The 23,080-nt window shown below is 33.3% G+C and carries 18 protein-coding genes; 14 read left to right on the top strand and 4 right to left on the bottom strand.

Annotation, left to right across the window (positions count from 1 at the left end; translation table 11 throughout):
- The first annotated feature begins 14 nt into the window (after window positions 1-14).
- The 6 genes from LCP48_RS22345 to LCP48_RS22320 all read left to right on the top strand — a co-directional run bounded on the left by LCP48_RS22345 (window position 15) and on the right by LCP48_RS22320 (window position 9,106).
- On the top strand, window positions 15-1,865 hold the full coding sequence (locus LCP48_RS22345; RefSeq protein ID WP_004225332.1) for a TnsD family Tn7-like transposition protein: 1,851 nt from the start codon (window positions 15-17) through the stop codon (window positions 1,863-1,865).
- Between the two features lie 464 nt (window positions 1,866-2,329).
- A complete protein-coding gene (locus LCP48_RS22340; RefSeq protein ID WP_004225330.1) occupies window positions 2,330-3,805 on the top strand; it encodes a spore germination protein in 1,476 nt (491 codons plus the stop codon).
- Window positions 3,806-3,809: 4 nt separating this feature from the next.
- On the top strand, window positions 3,810-4,943 hold the full coding sequence (locus LCP48_RS22335; protein ID WP_004225327.1) for a GerAB/ArcD/ProY family transporter: 1,134 nt from the start codon (window positions 3,810-3,812) through the stop codon (window positions 4,941-4,943).
- Window positions 4,930-6,018: a Ger(x)C family spore germination protein gene (locus LCP48_RS22330; RefSeq protein ID WP_009370555.1), complete on the top strand. Its 1,089-nt coding sequence runs from the start codon at window positions 4,930-4,932 to the stop codon at window positions 6,016-6,018. Before LCP48_RS22335 ends, LCP48_RS22330 begins: the two co-directional genes overlap by 14 nt.
- A gap of 570 nt (window positions 6,019-6,588) precedes the next feature.
- Entirely contained in the window at window positions 6,589-6,831 is a 243-nt protein-coding gene (locus LCP48_RS22325) for a cupredoxin domain-containing protein (RefSeq protein WP_004225319.1), read from the top strand.
- A gap of 403 nt (window positions 6,832-7,234) precedes the next feature.
- The gene (locus LCP48_RS22320) at window positions 7,235-9,106 is read left to right on the top strand and encodes a TnsD family Tn7-like transposition protein (protein ID WP_004225318.1); all 1,872 of its coding nucleotides are present in this window, start codon (window positions 7,235-7,237) and stop codon (window positions 9,104-9,106) included.
- Window positions 9,107-9,171: 65 nt separating this feature from the next.
- Here LCP48_RS22320 and LCP48_RS22315 read toward each other — a convergent pair whose 3' ends face one another.
- Window positions 9,172-9,612 (bottom strand): hypothetical protein, encoded by a 441-nt coding sequence (locus LCP48_RS22315; protein WP_004225317.1) that lies wholly within the window; start codon window positions 9,610-9,612, stop codon window positions 9,172-9,174.
- 22 nt (window positions 9,613-9,634) lie between these two features.
- Window positions 9,635-12,217 (bottom strand): hypothetical protein, encoded by a 2,583-nt coding sequence (locus LCP48_RS22310; RefSeq protein WP_004225315.1) that lies wholly within the window; start codon window positions 12,215-12,217, stop codon window positions 9,635-9,637.
- Between the two features lie 884 nt (window positions 12,218-13,101).
- Between LCP48_RS22310 and LCP48_RS22305 the strand changes: the two genes are divergently transcribed.
- The 3 genes from LCP48_RS22305 to LCP48_RS22295 all read left to right on the top strand — a co-directional run bounded on the left by LCP48_RS22305 (window position 13,102) and on the right by LCP48_RS22295 (window position 15,300).
- A complete protein-coding gene (locus tag LCP48_RS22305) occupies window positions 13,102-13,332 on the top strand; it encodes a hypothetical protein (RefSeq protein WP_050779448.1) in 231 nt (76 codons plus the stop codon).
- Between the two features lie 122 nt (window positions 13,333-13,454).
- The gene (locus LCP48_RS22300; protein WP_004225311.1) at window positions 13,455-13,853 is read left to right on the top strand and encodes a hypothetical protein; all 399 of its coding nucleotides are present in this window, start codon (window positions 13,455-13,457) and stop codon (window positions 13,851-13,853) included.
- 682 nt (window positions 13,854-14,535) lie between these two features.
- Window positions 14,536-15,300, top strand: a complete 765-nt coding sequence (locus tag LCP48_RS22295) for an SDR family oxidoreductase (RefSeq protein WP_004225310.1) — start codon at window positions 14,536-14,538, stop codon at window positions 15,298-15,300.
- A 248-nt stretch (window positions 15,301-15,548) separates the two neighbouring features.
- Here LCP48_RS22295 and LCP48_RS22290 read toward each other — a convergent pair whose 3' ends face one another.
- Both LCP48_RS22290 and LCP48_RS22285 read right to left on the bottom strand, forming a co-directional pair.
- Window positions 15,549-15,803, bottom strand: coding sequence for a GlsB/YeaQ/YmgE family stress response membrane protein (locus LCP48_RS22290; RefSeq protein WP_004225307.1), 255 nt, complete (start codon window positions 15,801-15,803; stop codon window positions 15,549-15,551).
- Between the two features lie 228 nt (window positions 15,804-16,031).
- On the bottom strand, window positions 16,032-16,373 hold the full coding sequence (locus LCP48_RS22285) for a hypothetical protein (protein ID WP_202342342.1): 342 nt from the start codon (window positions 16,371-16,373) through the stop codon (window positions 16,032-16,034).
- A gap of 523 nt (window positions 16,374-16,896) precedes the next feature.
- On the opposite strand from LCP48_RS22285, the gene LCP48_RS22280 reads away from it, so the two are divergent.
- From LCP48_RS22280 to LCP48_RS22260, 5 genes are all read left to right on the top strand, one after another.
- A complete protein-coding gene (locus tag LCP48_RS22280) occupies window positions 16,897-17,385 on the top strand; it encodes a VOC family protein (RefSeq protein ID WP_225340528.1) in 489 nt (162 codons plus the stop codon).
- A 327-nt stretch (window positions 17,386-17,712) separates the two neighbouring features.
- The gene (locus tag LCP48_RS22275) at window positions 17,713-18,705 is read left to right on the top strand and encodes an ABC transporter substrate-binding protein (RefSeq protein ID WP_192807129.1); all 993 of its coding nucleotides are present in this window, start codon (window positions 17,713-17,715) and stop codon (window positions 18,703-18,705) included.
- Window positions 18,706-18,840: 135 nt separating this feature from the next.
- Window positions 18,841-20,511 carry a helix-turn-helix domain-containing protein gene (locus LCP48_RS22270; RefSeq protein ID WP_009370558.1) on the top strand — a complete coding sequence of 557 codons (1,671 nt, stop codon included), beginning with the start codon at window positions 18,841-18,843 and terminating at the stop codon, window positions 20,509-20,511.
- A 152-nt stretch (window positions 20,512-20,663) separates the two neighbouring features.
- Window positions 20,664-21,356 (top strand): stalk domain-containing protein, encoded by a 693-nt coding sequence (locus LCP48_RS22265; RefSeq protein ID WP_004225295.1) that lies wholly within the window; start codon window positions 20,664-20,666, stop codon window positions 21,354-21,356.
- A 212-nt stretch (window positions 21,357-21,568) separates the two neighbouring features.
- On the top strand, window positions 21,569-22,927 hold the full coding sequence (locus tag LCP48_RS22260; protein ID WP_004225293.1) for a TraB/GumN family protein: 1,359 nt from the start codon (window positions 21,569-21,571) through the stop codon (window positions 22,925-22,927).
- Window positions 22,928-23,080 lie beyond the last annotated feature (153 nt).

Raw genomic sequence — 23,080 nt, 5'->3', positions numbered from 1 at the left:
TGTAAATAAAATAGATGTTATCATTTTTTCCTTCAATGTATAAAGATGAACTATTATATAGTGCGTTAGCTAGATATCATCAACGTTCAGGGAATTTAAATAATAAAGATTCAGCTTTAGATTTGTTTGGGAAAAAGAAAGCGTATATTATTCCGGATTTAACTACTGACTTAGAGAGACTATTTAACAGAGCAAAACCTTTTACTAATTTAAGTATTAATGAGTGGATAGATTATCATACATTGTATAACTACTATACAAATTTTAATTCAAAAGAAATTAAACAGAATGTTCGAGATAAAATGTTATTCGGAAGCAATAATAATTCTTTACATTATTCAACGGGTCAAGTTGCTGGAACAGTAAAAGAACCTATGTATTTTCGTTATTGTCCTAATTGTTTAGAAGAAGATATTCAAATGTACGGAGAGACATATTGGCGGACATATCACCAATTACCAAGTGTATTTATTTGCTTAGAGCATTCAGCCTTACTTGAAAGTAGTTCGAACTTAATAAGGCAAGGAAATTCATCATTTTTTTATCCCGAGATTGAAAACTGTTTAAAGAAAAATAATAAGGATGTTTTTTCAAAAATAGAAATTGAATTGCTGCGTCATTTTGCTGTAGAAAGTAGCAATTTAAATCAAAAGGATTATAAATTTGATCAGTTAAATTTGTTAGAGATATATCATTACCTCTTGCATCGTAAAGGGTATGTAAAATCAAACGGAACAATCGACCAAAAGCGATTAGAAGAAGATTTTATTAAGAAGTTTAAGACCGATTTTTTAATATTGATGCAATCATATCCAAGTGGTGTAGAAGGACAGTGTTGGTTAAGGGCAATAACAAGAAAACACCGAAAGTCTTTTCATCCTATACGGCATTTATTGCTCATTTACTTTTTAGGTGAATCAGTGAATACAATTGTACAGTATGCTAATAAAAGTTATCGTCCGTTTGGTGAAGGGCCATATCTATGTTTGAATCCGGCAGCTGAACACTATCTACAGCCTATTATTACTAATTTAAAGGTTACTCGTTGCTGCGATACTAAAAGGCCGGTGGGAACTTTCTCCTGTGCCTGTGGCTTTGTATATTCTCGTAGGGGGCCAGATAAAACAGTAGAGGATAAAACAAACATTGGACGTATTAAGATGTTCGGTGATACTTGGTTAAACAAACTACATCATTTGGTTGAGAGAGAAAAATTGAATTATAAAGCATGCTCAAAAATATTAAAGGTCGATATCCAAACAATTATTAAGTATTCAAAACAAAAAAATAGTAAGGATATTAAAAAAGAGGATCATATAAAAAGTCATTTGAAGCAAAAATGGCTTGGTTTAATTAACGAATACCCCGCACTAACAAGAACGGAACTTAGAAAAAAAGAACCTTCACTTTATATGCGAATTTATAGAAATGATAAGGAATGGTTAAAAGAACATTCTCCATTTGCTAAAGTATATAGTGTTACTAATAAAAGAGTGGATTGGGTACAGAGAGACCTTCACATATTGGACATGGTAAAAAAAGCAGTGGAAGATATATGTGCTAAAGAAAAACCAGTTCGAATAACCGTGAGCAGTATAGGTAAAATGATTAATAATAAATCCCTGTTAGAAAAAAGAATAGATAAACTGCCTAATACGAAGAAGTATATTGAGAGTGTTAAGGAAAGTACAACCAATTTTCAAAAGAGGCGTATTAGTTGGGCAATAGATCAATTAAAGGATGAAGAACTTGAAATTTGGAAAATAATGCGTAAAGCAGGTATCAGTGAAAAGTTTATTCGAGTATTAGAAATAGAAGTAAAAAGGCAGATAATAAGTGCAGATGGCCAAGCTTTTGAAGTATGAACAGGTTTTAATCAAAGCAATATTTATTATTCTCTTTAGCAACAGAAGCACAGTAATTGAAACTACTGAGCTTCTGTTTTTTAGTTCGAACATACAGTACAATCCCTGTAGCTTTGTAATATGGTTTTATCAAAAATATCTCACAAACCAGCGTTTTTCTATAAATAAAAGAGACTCCATTTTGAAAAAAGATTGATTATTTTCTTCCTATTTTTTTTGTTCAACAATCGCGCCCGATTGTTGAGTACCAACTAGAGGAAAAACGGCAATCCATAATAGATAAGGCCTTCTTCACCTTAAAGTTTTTTATAAAGTGTCAAAAGCTAACTGTATCTTTGGATGCACTTTTTTGTCCTGTTATGCTCCTCTACGTTTAATGTATATTTTAAAATTAAATTGCAAATAATGTGTATGAATAAAATATTTAAGTACGATGTTTTCTCAATAAGAGGGATGGGATGTACATGTTTTGGAAAAAAAAACAAATTGAAAGTAAGCTTGTTACTGAATCAATAGCTGAATCAGAATTATCGATAGAAGCTCTGAAAAAAAGCCTCGTTCAAATGGATGATGCAGAATTTGTGGAAATTGACATTTCCGTTATTCGAAAAATTCATCTTGTTTACATACGAACTCTCATTGATCAAGAAAAATTAAATGAAAGCATTATAAAACCTTTAACTAAATGTTCCAAACCGTCTATTCAAGATTGTATTACGAATTCCTCAATTATTCACATTCCTAATTTTATAGAGGCAAAAAAACAGTTGTTTTCAGGTTCCATTTTGTTATTTGATTCTTCGCAAAACCTTTGGTTAGCTGTGCCATTAAAAAATCCTATTGGACGTGCCATTGAAACATCTGAAACAGAATCCATCCTGTTCGGAGCAAAAGACAGCTTTAGTGAACAAGTAGAACAAAATATTACACTTATTCGAAGACGACTCCCCATACATGAACTGAAAGCAGAGAAGTTTACTGTCGGTTCTATGAGCGAGACAAGTGTTGTTTTAATGTACATAGAGGGGCTGACTAATCCAGAATTTGTTTCAACAGTCAAAGAGAAGATTTCTGAAATTAATTTTGATCTCTTCTTTGACTCCTCTCAAGTTGCGGCATTCATGGAGGAACATCAAAACAGTATTTTTCCTCAGTTTCAGCAAACTGACCGGCCTGATATAGTTGCTTATTCTCTGGGATTAGGAAAGATCACCCTTCTGGTAGACAATACACCATTTGCTCTTGTTGCACCCATTACTTTTTTCCATTTATTCCAATCACCCGAGGACTATATTAATCGATGGATAGTTGCCAGTTTTTTGCGCATCATCCGATATGCCAGTTTTGTTCTGTCAATCACATTGATTCCTTTCTATGTGGCATTGACAACTCATCACTATCAAATGATTCCTATGCAAACCCTTCTGGTCTTGGTCGAATCAAGGAGCATGCTTCCTTTTACTCCTTTTTGGGAAGCATTTATCATGTTAATTTTTATTGAAATCATAAAAGAAGCAAGTTTAAGAATGCCTACAAAAACTGGTCAAACACTTGGGGTTATTGGTGGTATTGTGATTGGTCAAGCGGCTGTTGAGGCTGGATTCGCTAGCAAAGTATTAATTGTCATGGTTGGGATCTCGACGATAGCTTCCTTTCTTATTCCCAACTACCTTATGACAAAAGCAAATTCATTAATTCAATTGATGCTTCTTGTTTTTTCTTCTTTACTTGGGATAATTGGGATTGCACTAGGAAGCATTGCTATTTTGGCTCATCTTAATAGCTTGTCTTCAATCAAGCAACCCTATTTTTCACCAGTTTCCCCTTTTTTCGGTAAGGATTGGATTGACTTATTCATTCGAGGGCCATTAGTCAAAATGTTGGAGCGTCCAGAGCATCTTAAACCTCTAAAACAGAAGAGAGATAAAACTAGGAGATGACTTGATGATGGAAACCCACCAATTATTTAAAAAGAATGAAACCTATAATGGGTTCTATGCCATGTTGTTGGTAAATCGCCTCCAAATGCTATACTTTTTTCTGATTATGCCAAATATCTTGGTCAACCCATATATGATTTGGGTGCTTATAGCTGTCGGGATATTATCCCAACTAAACCTTCTTCTTTTATCGAAGTGGCTTTTAACCCGTTTATCTAGCAACGGATATAATGGATTTGTCCAATTGTTTGGGAAAAAATTGGTACGATTTCTCTCTTTCATCGGGTTGTTCTTTATTCTACTTAAACTTTCCGTCATAACGTTAGGATTCAGCGAAATTGTTCAAACATTTATGCTTCCATCAACAGATACAAATTTTCTTGTCTTTTTTATTTTGTTGTTCTGTTTTTATGTCGCAAGTAAGGGCGTTGAACATACCATTCGTTTTGTGTTGATTTCTTTTTTCTGTACAATTTGGATAATCACCTTTCTCGTTTTTTTCTTCTTTCCTCCAATAGCTGACCTCAGTGATTTGTATCCACTTATTCCAATGGAGTGGAAAGTAGAAAATTGGAAAGCCTTTTTTTTAATTTTGTCTTCCTATTCTGGTCCGGAATTTCTGGTATTTTTGGGACCATGGCTTAAAACAAACAATAAAACCTTTCGCTATTTGTCTTACGGCAACGCTCTCACCATTGTAGAGTATGTATTTCTATTTATAGCATGCCTATTTTATTTCGGTTCCAATTTTTTAAGTAAAACTCAATATCCAATTATTAATATGGGCCGTTATTTACAAAACCCTTTGTTTGAACGAATAGATATAATGATGCTTTCCTTTCTATTATTTAACCTAGTTTTTGCAGTTTCTCTATTTCTACTATTGTTTTATGGAGCATCTAAAATAGCTTTTGGTAAAATGAGCAAGCCATCCAGTGGAAAAGGTTTGTTATTCAGTGTATTCCTTATTTTTATGGGAATGGTTCTTGTTAATGAATTATTTTGGAAGTCTTGGGAGAAGCAGAACTTTTTACTTAATCTTCAAATTATTGCTGGAAGCATAAGCTATTTTCTTGTTCCACTTGTTATTGTTTTAGTAATGAAAAAAGAGGGGGTAAAAAAACATGTGTCTACATAAAAAGATATGGAAAAGATTGATACTCCTTTTTATGACTTTTTGGTTATCTGGCTGTGCCCCTTTTACCGAAAACAACCTTATTGAAGAAATTTCCCCCGTTACCTTTTTGTCAATTAGTAAGGGGGATAAAGGGAAATTAACAGTCAGTACAATTATGCCTCCTCTAAGTAAAGAAAATAAGTTTGTTATGTCGCAAGAAGTCAGCTTATTAAAGGAGGGAGTACAGAAGTACAACTTAAACTTCTACCAGGAAATTAAATTCGGACAAATGCGGATGCTAGTAATTAGTGAAGAACTTGGAAGAGACGGGATTATGTCCATTATAAATGTATTATTGACTGATCCGGATATTTCTCCGAGAATCTATTTAGTTATCGTAAAAGGAAATTTTGATGAATACTTGGAAAGTCAATTGGACAAAGATGAAAACTTTGATTACTCGTTTTACCGGATGCTGAAGCATTATGAGGAAAAAAACCAAGGAGAATTAACTGTCGTTAATCTTCATCAATTTAAACATTTGCTCTATACTCCTTATTCAGATCCTTTCTTGCCTGTATTCAAAATAGAAGAGGATGGGGTCAACTATGAAGGTACAGCCTTGTTTAAAGATGACAAGCTAGTTGAAACTATTTCATCTTTAGATGACCGTATCTTCCAGCTGATAAACAACGATCACAACTTAGTTGTTTTACCGATTCAAAAATTTGAAATTGTACTGGGTCATGTTAGATCTAAAATAATAGTAGACATCGATAGCAGCTATTCTACAATGACCTATACCGTGAATATGGACACTAGGATTGAGGAATACCGGGGAGAGAAACAATTATTTGACCCAAAGGAATTAGAAAATATGAAAAAAGATATCGAATCTCATCTTAAAAAACAAACACATGAACTGTTTAAAAAGATGCAAGAATTGAAAGTGGATCCATTACAGCTAGGCATACAAACTAAAAGACCATTCTCAAAACCAATGGAAGAAAAAAAATGGATTGAAATGTTTGAGAAGATGGATATTAAAATAAAATACAATATTAATATTGATCCTTTGACGGATGCAAATTCATAAAGGCAAAACCTTTAATTTTTCCTATTGGACAACTTATAAAGTAAACAAAATGCCCTAGAATCGTTGGATTCTAGGGTATTTTGTTTACTTGTAACACATGTAGCAGATTTAGCTGTAAATAACACCACTACACAAATCATATATCCCATTAGATTTTTTATGTTTATTGCAATTCTTCTTTAACTATGCTGTCTTTGAACTTAACAAAGTCTCCTCATCTTTTATTAAAATACTACCATCAAAAGATCCCTAAGCTACGTTTTATAACATTTCATAAAAAATTTTATTCTACAATATGGCCCGTTTGTTGAACAAAAAAATCCTGCATATCAACGCAGGATTAAGTTAAGGGAACTGATACAAAACCGTTAACATTAAATGTAGATAAGTGGATTATAGTTTTTTGTGTATGATTGCTGTATTATTAGTTGCTTCTGTTGTATTCTTTAAACCAATTTCTCTTTACTTCAGAGATCTTTTGGGTGATACTACTCCTGTTTCAGACGATTCTTCTAAAAAACAAATGAAGTACAAGCAGAGCAAAAAGACGGTTATCAGGAAGCCTTCATAATGGTAGAACCATTTGGATATACACCTGAGAATGTAAAAGTAAAAGCTGGAATCCCAGTTGAACTTCATTTTCAAAAGAGTTTTTCAGGTGGATGCTTATCATACTTAATAATAGAGGATTTCCAAATAGAAAAAGATCTTGATAATGGTGATAACTTGGTCGAATTCACACCAGAAAAACCAGGTATATATACGTTTCATTGCGGAATGAATATGTACTTCGGAAAGATAATAGTTGAATAATGGATAACAACGAAACAAAGCACAGACATTAAGAGTCTACGCTTTGTTTTTATTAAAGAGCCTTTACTTTATGTAGATTAAAAAAATAAGCATCGTGGGTTTTATTCTTATATGAGAGATATTCATTTTTAAGCATATTCTCTAAGTGTTTTTCTTCTTGAAGAATAAGCTTATGAATTGAAACTATATTTAGTAAACAAATTTTGCGAAAAAATGGGTTTTTAATATTAGCACTGGCGGAATGATTACCCAATTAAATGGACAATGGCATGATACTGTTCTTATGGAGAGAAGAAATACAGGAAGGAAGAATTATTTGTGAATTTTTACAAAAAATCTATTTTAATACTCAGCTTGATACGAAATAATTATAAGTAATTTATTGAATGTGTGAGGGAATGAAATGATCGCTTATTTTCCAAAGCCTTATAAAGATGAATTATATTACAGCATATTAGCTAGATATCATTATCACTCTGGAAATGAATTTAAATCTCAAACATTAAATGAACTTACGGGAAGGTATAGAGATGTAAACATTGAGTTACCAGTTGGATTAGATTATATGGTATCAAAGGTTAAACTATTTTCAAATCAATATACTAAAGACTATTTTGTTAATAGTCATACGGTAATTCCTTTTGTTAAAATTTTCAAAAATGAAGAATGGACAAAAGAATCTATAAATTATAGTTTGAAGGCTTCCGTGTTATTCGATTTGTCAGAAAGAAAAAAAGGTGATGTGGAATCCAAGAAGAATTTATATTATTGTTCAGACTGTTTTAAAGAACAATTTAACATGTATGGTGAAGCTTATTGGAACAGAATACACCAAATTCCAGGAATATTTGTTTGTACTAATCATCGTACTGTATTAAATCTATTGAGTAGACATAGTTTGCGTGACAAGGAGTTTATAATACCAAAATTAGATGATATAACACAATCTAATAATATTTATAGTGTAGAGGTAATGGATTGCTTAATTAATTTAACAAGAGATGTAGAATATATAATTAATATGAATTTTGAACCTTTTTCTAGGGAATATTTTTTTCAAAAATATAAAACTTTAATAGAGTTAAAGGGTATTGCATATCCAACCAAAAAGCGCTATCAAAAGTTATGTGATCTAATGTTGGATTATTATCCGATAGAGTTTCTTGAACTCTTGAATTCATCTTTTAAAAGAACTGATAATTTGTCGTGGTTAAGTAGCTTAAATGGGAAGGGGTATAAATTTGATAAGCTACATCCAATAAGGCATTTACTATTGATGCGTTTATTATGTGGTTCGGCACGTAATTTTTTTGAAAAGGAGTATTCATATGAACCATTTGGAAAAGGTCCTTGGATTTGTATGAATCCTCTAGCTGACCATTATCTACAAAATGTAGTTACAGAAGTGGATATTAGAATTCATGAATCTTATCGAGTTGTTCGAGGAGACATGAGATGTAGTTGCGGATTTGTGTATCGATTAATGGGAGAAGAAAAGTCTCCTTTAGAAGTGAAAAAAATTAACGGAAGAATAGTGAAAAAAGGACATGTATGGGAACAGAAGTTTAATGAATTTATAGAGCGAAAGTTACCGTTAAAAGAAATTGCCACCCATACTAACATGGGTGTAGAAACGGTGAGGAGAATTTTAAAGAGACATAATCTGAATAATGAAGAAATTGAAGAAGCAAAAAAAATACGAAAGAAGATCGAAAAAACAAGTGAATACAAAAATATATGGATAAATCTACGAATGAAATATCCAGATTATACTCGTGTTCAACTTATTAAATTAAATAGAAAAGTTTATAATTGGCTTAGAAAATATGATAAAGAGTGGATAGAGAGTAATTCTCCAGAATCAAATGTAGGTAAAAATTGCAAGGTAAAGAAATATTCTTTTGATGAAGATATTGTTTTTTTGAGAAAAGCAGAAAAACTAATATTGGAATGGCCCGACTATGAAAAATTAAAAAATAGTTTAGTTAGAAAGTCTAAAAATAGACTTCTTTCAATGTTGGGATTAAAAAGGACTTGTTTTGAAAGAGCTTATCCATTAACGGCAGAGTATATAGAGTCGCATCAAGAATTAATTTGTGATTTTCAGAAACGTAGAGTAATAAGTATCCTTGAAAATAGATTTAATAATGAGCGAGTTACTGTAGCTCAAGTTGCAATAACTGCAAATGTTGCTGAAATTGTTAGAGCAGGAGAAAAGGAAATTAGTGAATTTATAATAAAAGAAGTCGAACTACACAATAATAATTTGCTGTAGGCAGAATTTTAATGTCATTAAATGGTCTCCTGGTTAAAAAAGAGGCCCAATCGGGCCTCTTTTTCTTATAGATCTATCTGTTTCATTTGCAATTCTTCGGAAATTTTTATTTTAAGGCTGTAATCATCCCATATAGCTGTGGAATCCTCTATGGTTGTAATAGCACCTAATCTTAATTCATCAATAATTTCTAGTCGCAAACGCTCAACACCTATTTTACGGTATCTTTGAACCCTAGAAGGTAGTGATTCTAAGTTAAGAAGTTGATTAAGAAAGGAATCTGGGATAAGGTCATTATAATCAAATCGCTTTATATCAGAAATTGTGTCGTTTTCGATCATGCTTACGATAACTATATCCTTTAAGAAGGAGAGACTATAGGCAGAGTGTTGTGAATTAATGATAAAGTTTGGATTATAATAGGTTGAAATATGTTCCTCCATAAAAGAACCAAAAAGGTTATGAAAATTTTGTAAAGCTTTTTGATCGATACCCAATTTAACCATATAAAATCCTCCTTTAAAACATTTATATATCTCCCTCTAAAGAATCAGATACTTTATTAGTATCAAGACTTCGATGCTCACCCAGTTCCTTATCTAATACGATGGTAAACATCTTGTCAATTTCATGTTTATTAATGTTTTCCCTTGTTAATAAAAGGATAAGTCGTTCATAAAATAAGTTCCTGTTTGCATTTATATGTTCCGTATTTTTACGGTAATACTCATGTAAGTGTAAAAGGGATTCAATATCTAAAAATATAGGGTGTGTATCGTATTTTTCACCAAGTTTTTCATTGAAGAAATTTCTCATACCACCTTTTTGCGGTTCTTGGAACCGATTAGAGATAAAAATATGTGCAGTGAGTTCCTCTTTATCACTAAATTTAATTACATAAGGATTATCGTTTAATTTCTCAACATAATCAATGGCTTTACGTTGTTCAGCTTTTGCAAGATCATATCCTTCATCTTTTGTAGTATACTTGCAATCATAAGAAAAAACTCGTCTAAGTTCTTCGCGTTTGGTATTCTTTGTAGAAATCGCAAAAATTCCTTCAGGGAAGGGTTTCCCACTCTTTTCTTTTCCCCATTTCTCTCCATTGGGTACAATATCTTTCAGAATAGCAAAAACATCATCTTCAAAAATCTTATCGTCATATTTTTCGATTTCACTAGGTTTGCTTAGAAGACCTTTTAAGGATATGTATGCATTATCCGAAGCTTTTGAAATGGTTGTTTGAGACTGAATTTTTATTATTTCAATGTTCTCATGAAAAATATTCTCTAGTTCTTGTTCATCTGATAAATATATCTGTCCAAAATTGATAGGGTAAATGCCTTGATCTTTTAGTGTTTGAACAGTTTCCTGGACCATACCTACAGTAATTATTATTGTTGGGATCATCATCGTAGTTAGGCGTTTAACAAAAGAAGAACGAATATGATCATTAGTTATTAATAGTTGAATTGTTTTATTTGTCTCTGCATTATAAAAAGTAATGAACTGGTATTTTTCCTCATCAATTTTTACAGTGGAAGGTCTAGGTGAAACAATATAACCTTTTTTCTCCAATAAAGGGCTTAACCTTTGTTTCGCCTTAGCTGTTACTTTTTTAATATCAACTTCGCTTGTGATAATCTTTTTACTATTACATGAATTGTTTTCACAACTACAAAGATAGGAAGCAGTATCAAAAGCAAGGTCTTCAGTTTCAGAGACATCCTTACATGCTGTACAAGTAAGAATGAGTTTATGTTTTTCTTTAAGTAATTTATCGTTAACAAGTTGTTCAAACAAGGATTTCTCAATATGTGTCAAATTTGATGGATTAGATAAAGCCATCAAGTAATCAATTTTGTCAGATTTCCCCTCCCGAAATTCATAATTTGAAATTTCTTGAAATAAGGGAATTCCAAAAAAAGCTTTGAACTGCTCTTTAAAACTTTGTTTGATAGGGTCCTCCATTCTACTATCATCCATAGAAAAGATAACATTACCATTTGTAAGAACAGTGCTTCTAATAATCCTTTTCTTATTTTGAACTTTTGCTGAAAGATGCTCTATATCTTTTATACTCCTAAAGCTTAGGATATCTTTATTATATGCATCTATTACTGACGGCCATATACTTTCATTTTCAAGTTCATAGATGGCTTTGGGACTCTTTTTAAGTAAACTAGTTCTGAAGGATATTTTAGTTACAAGTAAATCGGTCACTTTACTTTTGGTTATTGGTTCACCATTTAGGAAAGCAAGACGGATACCTGCTGGGTCATATCCATTGAAAACATCCGATTCAATCTTTGAGGTTATTATAGGAAACGTTTCCTCTATGTATTTAATAATATGGGATTCATCTGCCCTGGTTGCACCTTTTATTTCGATTAATTTTTGCTCTTTATTAATACGGAACATAATTGAAGAGACTTCTTTATTCCGGATAGCTATATCAAAGTCAGGCTTAGGTGTATCATTAACTTGTTTATAAATATTTAAAATAATTTCCTTTTCATCTAAAGTATAGAAAGAATGAATTTTATATTTGTTTTTTTTACCAGAAAGTTGATGAAGCTTATCTGCAAAAGTAGTTTTATAATCATTGGATAACTTTAGGAGGTTACTGAAAGATATAGCTTTATTTAAACTATATATATTTCCAGTACCCTTTTCATTCCAAAGGAAATATGTAAAAGCCTCCATTAGTAATTTTGGAGACTTTTTAAACAAATGCACAACTTTTGAAAGGGCTGTTATGTACTGATTACTATCTCCGTTTATTTTTAATGAGTACATTTCTTCAATGGCCCTTTTCTTGCGATTTAAAAAATCTTGTAAAATGACAATCTCTTTCTTATAAATCAAATCCAAGACATTAAAACGGTCTATTAATACGTCTTTTGCAATGTCAGAATCAATTTCGACTTTATAAAGAATGGAAAGCTCCTTCAGGCTTTCCATGGTATGGCGGTTTAACAGAGTGCCTAGTTTTTTATTTAGTAATCCTTCATCATTAAATATATCTTCAATAGAATCTATAGCAATACCTAGTTCACGCCAATAGACCACATCTATATCGTTGTGGGTGTGGTACTTTAATAAAGACATTTTATCAACCCTTCATATTTTTTGTTATATTACACTATTCTACCAAATATTTCATTTAGGTTAAACATAAAAAATTTCCTTAAATATACTATTTTAAAGTAAGGGTTTAACATTCGTTGCTTTGTTATGTAATGAATAAAGAAAATTTATATTATAAGGGTAAGGGAAAATCTAATTTATTTAACGATTATTTTCTAAGTCGTGTTTAAAGCGAGGTCCAGTAGTAATGGGTCAACAAGTTGAAATTGTCAGTTTACAACTTTATTATTTATTTTAATTTTGAAATAAGGATATTATTGGAAATTACGTTTACGACTTTTTTATTATTTAATTGATCATTTAGAACGAAAAATGCACTTTTACTCAAGAATTAGTTTACAACTTTATTATCTCTTCACAATATGTGTTGAGTTGCAATAAAGATGTATACTAGACAAAAAAGTCGTATACTTTTCAATAAAGTCTTATACTGGACAAAAAAGTTGTATACTGATTACTTAAACTGAATACATGAGTGATTATAACTATGAAATAAAAACCTTGGTACAGTGTGTTGCTGTACCAGGGTTTTTGTTTACGTTTTTTTATTATGGGACACAAAATATATATAATTGAATAGCCTTTATTACATTGATTGATTTACAATTCAAATTAAAAAAGAACTTATTATGAAGAGATGGATCATTTAAAACAAAATTCAAAGCAGGATTTTTCTTATTCAACAAACGGGCCAGATTGTTGAATAACAACTTTTTACTAAATGTTACAAAGAAAGGGTTTGGGAACAATTTAATTACAAATTATGTCTATATTGAAAAAGGAGGTGTCATTTTGTGGTTAATATAGGTTTTATTGCTACAGTAGCAACTTTTATAAATCTTTATATGTATACAACAGGTAAAGATTATAAACTTGCGATGACAACCGGGTTATCATTTACAGCACTGACACTCTGTGCAGAACATAGCCTTGTATCTAATTGGGTAAAAGTTGAAGGTTGGGCGGCTTTATTGGATGTTGTACCTACTATGGAAAAGGCGTTATGGTTTCTGACAATTGTTTCTCTTTTACTAAATATAGCACCTATACTTTTAGAACTAAAAAATAAAAGATAATTACTTATTGTTTTTCATTTGGATTTACAACGTTAAGAGCAAAAAGTCCTCAAATCTCGCTTTGGGAAGGTTATACTTTAATTAATTTTAAAGTATAACGATTTTAATATGGAGGTGTTGAAATGTATACTCAAAAATTAATGTTAGCTTTATTTTTAATTATTTTTCTTTTAACAGGCTGTGGATTAGAAACGAAAACACTTACGGAATTTTATAAAAACGACCTTGAAGATGTTACTAAAATTCAAGTACAAGATGGAAGTACAGGTTATTCAAAAATCACAACAGATAAAAAAGTAATTGATGAGTTTTTGAGTGAAATCAAGGATGTACAATTTATACCTGAAGAAAATCAAGAAGATAGAGCTGGATTCCTTTATTCCATTACCCTTTACGAAGATGAACAAATGACTTTTATATTTACGGAAAATTATGTAACCGACTATTACTATTATACAGAGCCTGATATTTATCCAATAGTTGATAGCTTTTATAAAAATCTTAAAGTTGAAGAAGAATAAGCATTTCCTTATGCAACTAACGATGTCCCTAAGAATGGTAGGTTAGTATTTAAACTAACGGGATACTTTAGTGTAACAAGGATTTATAACGCATACATCAATAAACAAAAAACGTTCCCAAATCAAAGATTTAGAAACTAATTAAAAGGCCGCGAATGTTGTGAAATTAACGTTTCGTGGCTTTTTCTATGAGCTTTTATATAGCTTTTTATGCAAAGATATATAAAGATAGCCCCGGTAAAACTTTTTGTAGAAAACGTTGTATGGTGTTTTCTGAATAAAAAACCTGTATATAGAAACGTTGTAAAATTTTTCTCAATTCTCTACTTCAATTACTGGGCATTTAGATGAAACGATCTTCCACAATCGGGCGCAATTGTTGAACAACATAGCTGAAAAATGATCAAACTTTTTTATAAAAATCTCATACTTATCTAAAAAGAGTACCTTCATTTTAATCAATCTTTATTCCAAAGCCATGTGTTTTTGGTTTTAAATAAAGTCATACCGTTTGTAAAAAAATTACACCATTTTACCCCTTTGGATACTTTTAATCTAAAGGGGTGTTTTTATCCATAACGAAACACTCCTTGAAACCGAATAGGAGAGCAACATTTCAAATAATGTTCCTTGATATAATTCTCTATGTAATCTAACTATGTTTGAACAAGGAGATGGAAGCATGGGTAAGTTAGCAGGCAAAATCGCTTTAGTTACAGGATCAAGTCGAGGAATTGGCCGCAGTATTGCATTGCGTCTGGCACAAGAGGGAGCCTTTGTCGTCGTTCATTATGGGAAAAGACGTAATGAGGCAGAAGCAGTTGTTCACCAGATCGAACAAAGCGGAGGAAATGCTTTGGCGATTGGTGCTGACCTTAGTACTTTAGATGGTATTCAAGATTTATTTACTACCTTGGATGCTACTATTCGGGAATATACGGGCGGTGGCGGATTCGATATTCTTGTCAACAATGCTGGAATTGGTCAAATTATCAGTTTAGAAGAGACGACGGAAGAATCATTCGATGAGGTAATGAAGATAAATATTAAAGCACCACTTTTTGTTACTCAGCAAGCTTTACCACGTTTAAAAGATGGGGGACGTATTATTAATATTTCATCTTTTGTAACACGTGTAGCTTCACCAAGTGTTTTCACGTACAGTATGTCCAAAGGTGCAATCGACACATTTACGCGTATTCTAGCCAAACAATTAGGAAGCCGGAATATTACGGTAAACGCCATCCAGCCTGGAATTATTAATACAGAGATGAATGCTGAGACTTTGAAAAACCTTGATGGACAAAAATATGCAGCTGGTCTTTCAATTTTCAACAGATGGGGAGAGCCCGAAGATGTGGCAGATATTGTCGCCTTTCTTGCTTCCTCAGACAGCCGTTGGGTAACTGGTCAATTGCTAGATGCAAGTGGAGGATCTCACTTATAGAACATTAATAATCAAGCTTTGTATGGCATGGGCTTCCCCAATCAGGCACTATTGTTGTATAGGCTGTTCTGTTCTAATTGAATTCACGGAGCGGTGGATTATTAAGTTAATTAAGAACAAAGTAAAAGCGGCTCTCCACAGATATGATGTGGGAGGCCGCCTTTTTGTTATAAGCACAGTCACCATTTATTATTGGTTACATCTGATTCACTTAATCGTATAGAAACAAATTAAGAGATCTATTTAGCTTACGAAGCATTACGCAATGATTTCAGAATTACACTCAAAATGAAAACTAGTATAACTGCTCCAATAAGGGCAGGGAAGATATAGAAATCCGAAATTTTAGGACCCCAACTTCCAAGAAGCATACCACCAATCCATGCACCGATAATACCTGCAATAATATTACCAATAATTCCTCCTGGGATATCTTTACCTAAAATTATACCTGCAAGCCAACCGATAAGCCCGCCAATTATTAAAAACCAAATGAAACTCATACTATCCATCTCCTAATTTTGTATTTTAAATATTTTGTTATAGTGTTTTATAACCTTTATTGAACTCTTTCAAACTATAAGGAGGAAAAAAAATAAAAATTAGGAGAAGTTTCAAAGGAGATAGCGGACATTGTCATGATACATACGCTTCATATATTGACCTTTTGTATTTACATAGCAAATAGAAAGGCAAAAACCTTTTCGTTAATGCCTTTTATTTCACTTAGCTTAAATGGATCTTTTATAAGCATTCATTGTCGAAGTGTATTGAAGTATTTTGGGGTTCACTAGTCCCTCACGTAAATCCATCATCCCTAATTGCCCCATTCTACTCAGTAAAGGAATCAACCAACTACCACTTGGGGCACCTTGGAGCACTTTAATTTGGTCGGATGATAACTTTGAAACTTTACTAGCATTAATTGGTTCTTTTGCAGTTTCTATTGTTTCTTGAAAAGCTTTCAAATCAGTTTTATACATATTCACGCCAGTTTGTTCCGTAAAACCTTTATATCCGTAAGCTCCTTGAAGGATAGTTAACCTTATACTCATATCTTCCATAGAAACCATCTTTTAATACACCTCTCTCTTCATAGTATTCAAGCATCTTCATATATCTGCCCTTTTTATATTATCTGTAACACACTTTTATCATCGGGTGATTAACGAAATTTATTAACATTATTTAACAAATATTATTTTATTTAATTAAAAGTTAAGGCTGTCACTACACATAAATAATCGGCTAATTCTTCCCTGTTTGATAAACAAAGTATCTGATTATCTAATGGGGGTTTTTTATATTTTTAATATATAAAAGCCTCCCGATGCAAGGTAGGTATCCAAGACTTATATAAATTCTAAAATCCCTTGGAATTATAGTATAATCAAGAAATTAAGCTGGATTCAAACCCGGCCCTCCTCTGCTGTTTTGGTAAGTTCAGTAAAATTACCATGAGTTCGCCTATACTACTTAATGAACGATAGCTATTAATTACGGCACTAAAGGTATTTAACCTTTCGATTAAGCACTTGGGAAGCTATTCTGGAATTAAAAATAAATTACTCAAATAGGAGAAAGGTGGTTTGAAATATGAAAATCCGTAAGATTGATCATGTGGGGATAATCGTCAATGATCTTCCTTCAGCTAAAGCATTTTTTCTTGACTTTGGCCTTGAGGTGATAGGGGAAGGAAAAGTGGAGGGTGAATGGGTGAAGAGGATGGAGCAGGTAATAGGGCTTCAAGATATTAAAGAGGACGCTGCAAAATTGCGAACGTCAGCTAGTGACGCAAATCTAGAAATAATAATGTTGCGAACACCAGACGGTGAGGCGAATATTGAACTTGTAAAATTTAACGCGCCATCAAGTGAAATAGGCATCCAGCATCCTCTAGCAAATGCTATGGGTATCCAGCATATTGCCTTCAATGTTGAAGATATTGAAGCCCTCGTTAACAAATTGGTAAAGAAGGGCGCAGAACGTATTAGTGACATTTATAGGTACGAAAACGCCTATAAATTATGCTACGTTCGAGGGCCAGAAGGAATTATTTTAGAGCTCGCTGAAGAAATCAAATAGTATAGCTAATCAACAAGTTTGTTGAGATGAAAAGAAACCACTAAAATGGTTTCTTTTTTGTTTCTATAGGGAGCTAATTTTTACGCTTAAATTTCACCATTTTCCCTCTTGAGGCTCTAAATAGATCATATAGTCGAAAACGAATGAATAATTCTTCACTAAACCTGAAGATAAAAAACCAAAAGGCTATCATAATCCTGATTATTGACATTTATCCAAATAAATTATTGCGTTTTTTTCATTGTTTCGCCCTTTCATAAAATCTATAATAACTCTGTAAATGATAATCATTTTCAATTAAAGATAAATCAGAAAGGGGCAACAAATATGAAGAATTATATAGGAAAGCGAATTATACTATGGGGGAGTATCCTCCTGTTGCTATTGATATTAGCGGCATGTAGTTCTAATAGCAACACATCTGAGGCGCAGGAAAAGGAAAACGAGAAAAATGCTCAATCTGATGTGCAAGCAGAGGAAAGTGAGACAGCTGTTCAATATACAACGATTACAGGTGAACAGGTTGAAATACCTGCAGATCCAAAACGAGTCGTTTATATTGGTCAGACAGTTGGTGATTTCTTGGCGATGGATATTGCGATTGTTGGTAATAATCTTCCTAAAGATTCTCCTAGTTACTATGAAGGCAAACTTGAAGGGATCGTTGATATTGGTAATCCTGCTGACTTAGAGACGATTTTGACTTTAAAACCTGATCTAATTATTAATGGCTATTACAAGGCGGATCCAAATCTTAATGAAGAATTATCAAAAATTGCTACTACGATTCCCTTTAACCCTGCTCTTCCTTATACAGAACGAGTAAAAGAGATGGGGAATATCCTAGGCAAGCAGGAAGAAGTAGCTCAATTGCTTGCTAAGTTTGAAACAAAGTCTAACGAAATGTTTGACAAGTTTCCATTAACAGAAGGGGAGACTGCAACAGTTTTCTATCAGCTAGGTAAGACGCTTTATGTCATGGGTGATCGTAGCCTAGGTGCTATTATTTATGGAAAAAATGGCTTTGCTGTTCCACCAGCAGTACAGAAGAAGATTATTGATGTAGAAGGGGTATCTTTCCTAGAGGTTTCTGAAGAGGTGCTTCCTGAGTTTGCTGGTGATCATTTGTTTGTCATTGTACAAGAGGATAGTGAAAGTGAAGAAGAAGCTGATCGGTTGCTACAAAGCCCTATATGGGGAACTTTGCCTGCGGTCAAAGAGGGAAAAGTTTATGTTGTTCCTAATGAATGGAATACAGATAATTTATTAGCTTTGGAGCAATTGTTCCAAAAGCTACCAGCGTGGATGCGCAAACAGTAAAAAATGTATCCGCCCAATCAATTTTTAAACCGCTAGTATTCTAAATAGCACATACTCGAACAATCGTTAATAATGGGTCATTATATGTTACAATAACGATAATGAGAATCATTTTCAATGTTTGGAGAGTTGCTTATGAATCTGTCATCCTTATATATTAGACTACAACACTATGATCGATTTCAAGTTGACCGAATAATGTCAGCTAATAGCCATAATGAGGGAATAAATAATCATGAAACAAATTTATGTACATTATTGATAGCACTCAGTCCTGACATACGACTATATGTAGACAAAATGGCAATCGATCTACGACAAGGAAGCTGCACGCTCATTTTACCTGTACAAAGCTACACGGTAGAGTCAAGAAACAAAGAGGCACAGCTTGCTCGCTTTACCTTTGAAACCTTTGAGGTAGAAGGAATGACCTTGAACCGAATTGCTCATCCACCCTTGCTTTATGGTTATCCCTATCATCTGTTATTTTCTCAAGTCAAGCAGGTATTAGGAAATGAAGCATGGATAAATAATCGATTTTGCTCCTCTCTATCCACATTAGAAATGGCCATGTTGCAAGGTAGACTTCAGCAAATTCTAGCTATGATGGTTCAGTTAGATGAACAAGCTAACCTGTTACAGAACGAAGAAAAGACAAAATTGGTTCAACAAACTGTACAGTACATAGAACAGCATTATGATGAGGACTTGACAGTTGAACAATTAGCTAACATGGCTGGAATGGTAAGATGGCAATATAGTCAAAAGTTTAAAGTATTGACTGGTAAAAAGCCGACTGATTATTTGACTCATGTACGTATAAACCAGGCAAAAAAACTTCTTAGTAATTCCACTGAGCCATTGAGAAAAATAGCTCGACAAATTGGGTTTAAGGATGAATATTATTTTAGTCGATGCTTTCATAAATTAACTGGAAACACCCCACGTGAATATGCAAACATTCACCTTTATACTCCAGAAAGAACAGTTATCGATTCATTTGGTAGAAAGATTCATGTTCCTAAAGATGCAACACGTATTGTGACTGATGGCAAATTTACACTTGGGGAATTACTTGTTCTAGGCATGCCCCCTATAGGAGCGGCCATCTCAATCATGAAAGATAACGTGGTTTATCACAATAAATTAAGGAACATTCATAGTATTGGGCATTGGGTCGATCCGGATAAAATAGCACAGCTGCAGCCAGAGTTATTATTGCTTAGCTATTTTCATCCTGAACATGATTTGCAGAAACTAGATGCAATTGCGCCTACTATTATACTGAGTAGCAAGCTTAGTCTATTTGAGCGGTTACGATATATTGCTAAACTATTTGAACGGAGTAAAGCGGCAGAGAAGTGGATTACTACATATGAGAACAAAGTAAGATTGTTACGTAGGCAATTAGCAGATGTTTATGTTGCTGGGGAGACGGCGACTGTTTATCTCAAGTTAGATACTAAATATTATGTTATGTGTCAGACTGGATTGGCTGCCAGCTTGTATGAATCTCTTGGCTTTCGTCCTACTCCTAAGGTAATGCTGCTAATCGAGCAAGGGCAAGCATGGATAGAAATTCAGCAGCATCAAATAAATCACTATGCTGGAGAGCGTAATTTTATCTTGTCTTCCCCAAAAGAATTACTAACGATTACGCACTGTCCACAAATCGCCACGTTAATCGAACTAGCTCCAGGTAAGACTCATTTCATAGATTTTACATGGAATCATTGTGATCCCATTACACGTGAACGGTTGTTAGAGGTACTACCGTCTATTTTAAAGAAGAAAATTATTCAATAATCAAAAATTAAAACTCGATACATTAGCTGGATCGAGTTTTTGCCATTAATCGTATAATTGCTCAAAAAATAATCCTGATATAAATCTTTAAAGCCTGTATGAAATTTCTGGTATAATTACATATATCTATGTTTATTTTAAGGAGTGATTTTATGAAAAAGCTATTTATTATAACTAGTTACTTAGGGTTTTTTATAGTAGGAGGTTTGACTTTTACCTACTTTTCAACAACGGAAGCAGCAAGTGACCTGAAAAAGATTAGCGTGTCTCAGGATCCAATTAATTACTATGTAGATAAGGTTGAGAAAGTACCGCCAGAAGGTCAATCTGGATTTAATTATCAAGGCACAATATATGTCCCAATGCGATTTATTGCTGAATCTTTAGGTGAAGAAGTAACATGGGATGGGAAAACAAAATCCGTTTATATTGGTGATGTTCCAAAATTCATCGCTTTAAAAGATGTAAAACCTATTGGAAGTGATGAAGACCACTTCTTCCACAATCCAAGCTCTGTCATTATTAGTACAGGTGAAAAATTTGAGCGATCCTATCAGCTCGGTGGTTATCATGGAGGAGGCGCAGTTCAAGACCATGCAGTGGAATACTTAGCCAATGGAAATTACAAGGGATTCGAAACCTATTTGGCACCAATTAAAAAATTAGCAGCTAATTCCTTCGGAGCAGGTTTCTTGAAAATTTACGCAGATGGTAAATTAGTTTTTGATAGTGGAGCAATCAAAGATAAGGTAAAGGTTCATGTTAAATTAGATGGAGTTTCAAAGGTGAAGTTTGAACTGGAAGGTAGTGGTTTAGGTATAGTAGATCCTAAATTTATTCAATAAACCTTCTACCTATTAAACAAAAAAGACGATGACATACTAATTTGTCATCGTCTTATTAAATTCAACCTCTTCATAACTATTTCAAAATAGAGAAATGTCAATACATATTTGTAAATATTTGCACTTTTACTTATAAAATAGTTGGAGAGTATATGGTATAATTTCATACGATACTGATACATAAAATAGGAAAAGGGAGAGAAAAGAATTTGATGAAAAAGATGATGAAACGAACGGGTGCAGCGTTGCTTGGTGCCTCATTAATGCTGACGACAGTTGTCCCTGTGATTCATGCTGAAGAGCAAACAACACCCCTAGTACCGTCGATAAGCGAATGGGCAATAGAAACATTAAATGAGGGCGAAAAATACGGGGTCTACTCAACTGATTGGTACTTCGATGGTTTTCTTCAGGAAATTCCAGTGGACAAAGTAAATGAACTACTAGCTTTAACAGAAAAGAAGATTGCCTCTCTAGGCTTAGCTGAAAATAAACAATACAAACCAGTAAGTGTGAAAAACGATAATACACGTGGTGATATTGTCAATCGCTTGTATAATATTGTGGCACGGTATGATTTACCTGTTGGTACAGATGCTGTTCAATTTATGAAAGAGCAACATATATTACAAGGCTCTCCAAATGGATTGCAGCTAGAGAAAAAGGCAACCACTCAACAGGCTGTTTTGCTAGCTATTCGTTTCATTCAGAGTACATATGCACTTGCAGAGCAAGGATCTAAAGGGGTTGCTTGGGTAGTAGAGGACGAGGATACGCTTATCTACTTATTAGGTTCTATTCATTTAGGAACACCAGACTTATATCCATTCGATAAAAAATTAGTAACGGCATTTGATGAATCGGATGCACTGTTAGTAGAGGCGAATATCTTGGATACGGAAGCACTAGAATACTATTCGGAGAAAGCAATGTATACAGATGGCTCAACATTGAAAGATGCTGTTGCACCAGAAACATATGCGAAGCTTGAACAAGTAGCAAAACTTTATGGTCTGCCAATGGACCAGCTAACAGTTCAAAAGCCGTGGATGCTTTCGAGTGCATTATCGATGCTAGCTATGGACGATTCATTTGGTATGACACCTCAAGAGATGGCTATGCACGGTATCGATATCTACTTTTTATTAAATGCACAGTTGCAGCAAAAGCCAGTAATTGAATTAGAAGGTACAAGAGCACAGGTTGATATGTTTGAAGGATTATCACCAGAGGCACAGGAGCAGTCATTAGTCGCTGTACTGGATAGTATTATTCATCCATCGGAAGAAAATCAATCTGTAGTACTTCAAGAGTGGTTTACAAGCTGGAAGCAAGGAAATGTTGAAGAGTTTGCAAAAAGCTTCCAAGCAATGGAAGGTACATCATCTGAATTTAATGAAATGCTATTTGGTCTACGTGATGAACAAATGGCCAAGAAAATCATGAATGTACTGGAAGAAAAAGAAGGTAAGTACTTTGTTGTTGTTGGTTCAGGTCATTTCCTAATTGATAAAAATATTCGCTATCATTTAGAGAAAAACGGCTACAAGGTAAAGCCATTTTATCAATAAAGAAAAACTAAAAAGGCAACCCAAAGCGATGAACTTAGCTAAGGGTTGCTATTTTTAGTTGCACCGATATTCTTCAATAGATATGATTATCTAAAGAGATACTTTTATGTAAAAAAAGACCAATCATTCATTTTGGTGATAGAAAGGGGACTT

This window comes from Lysinibacillus capsici (genome assembly GCF_020217405.1).
Taxonomy (GTDB): Bacteria; Bacillota; Bacilli; order Bacillales_A; family Planococcaceae; genus Lysinibacillus; species Lysinibacillus capsici.
The sequence above is the reverse complement of the archived record's forward strand: the minus strand, read 5'-3'. Positions and strand labels throughout refer to the sequence as shown.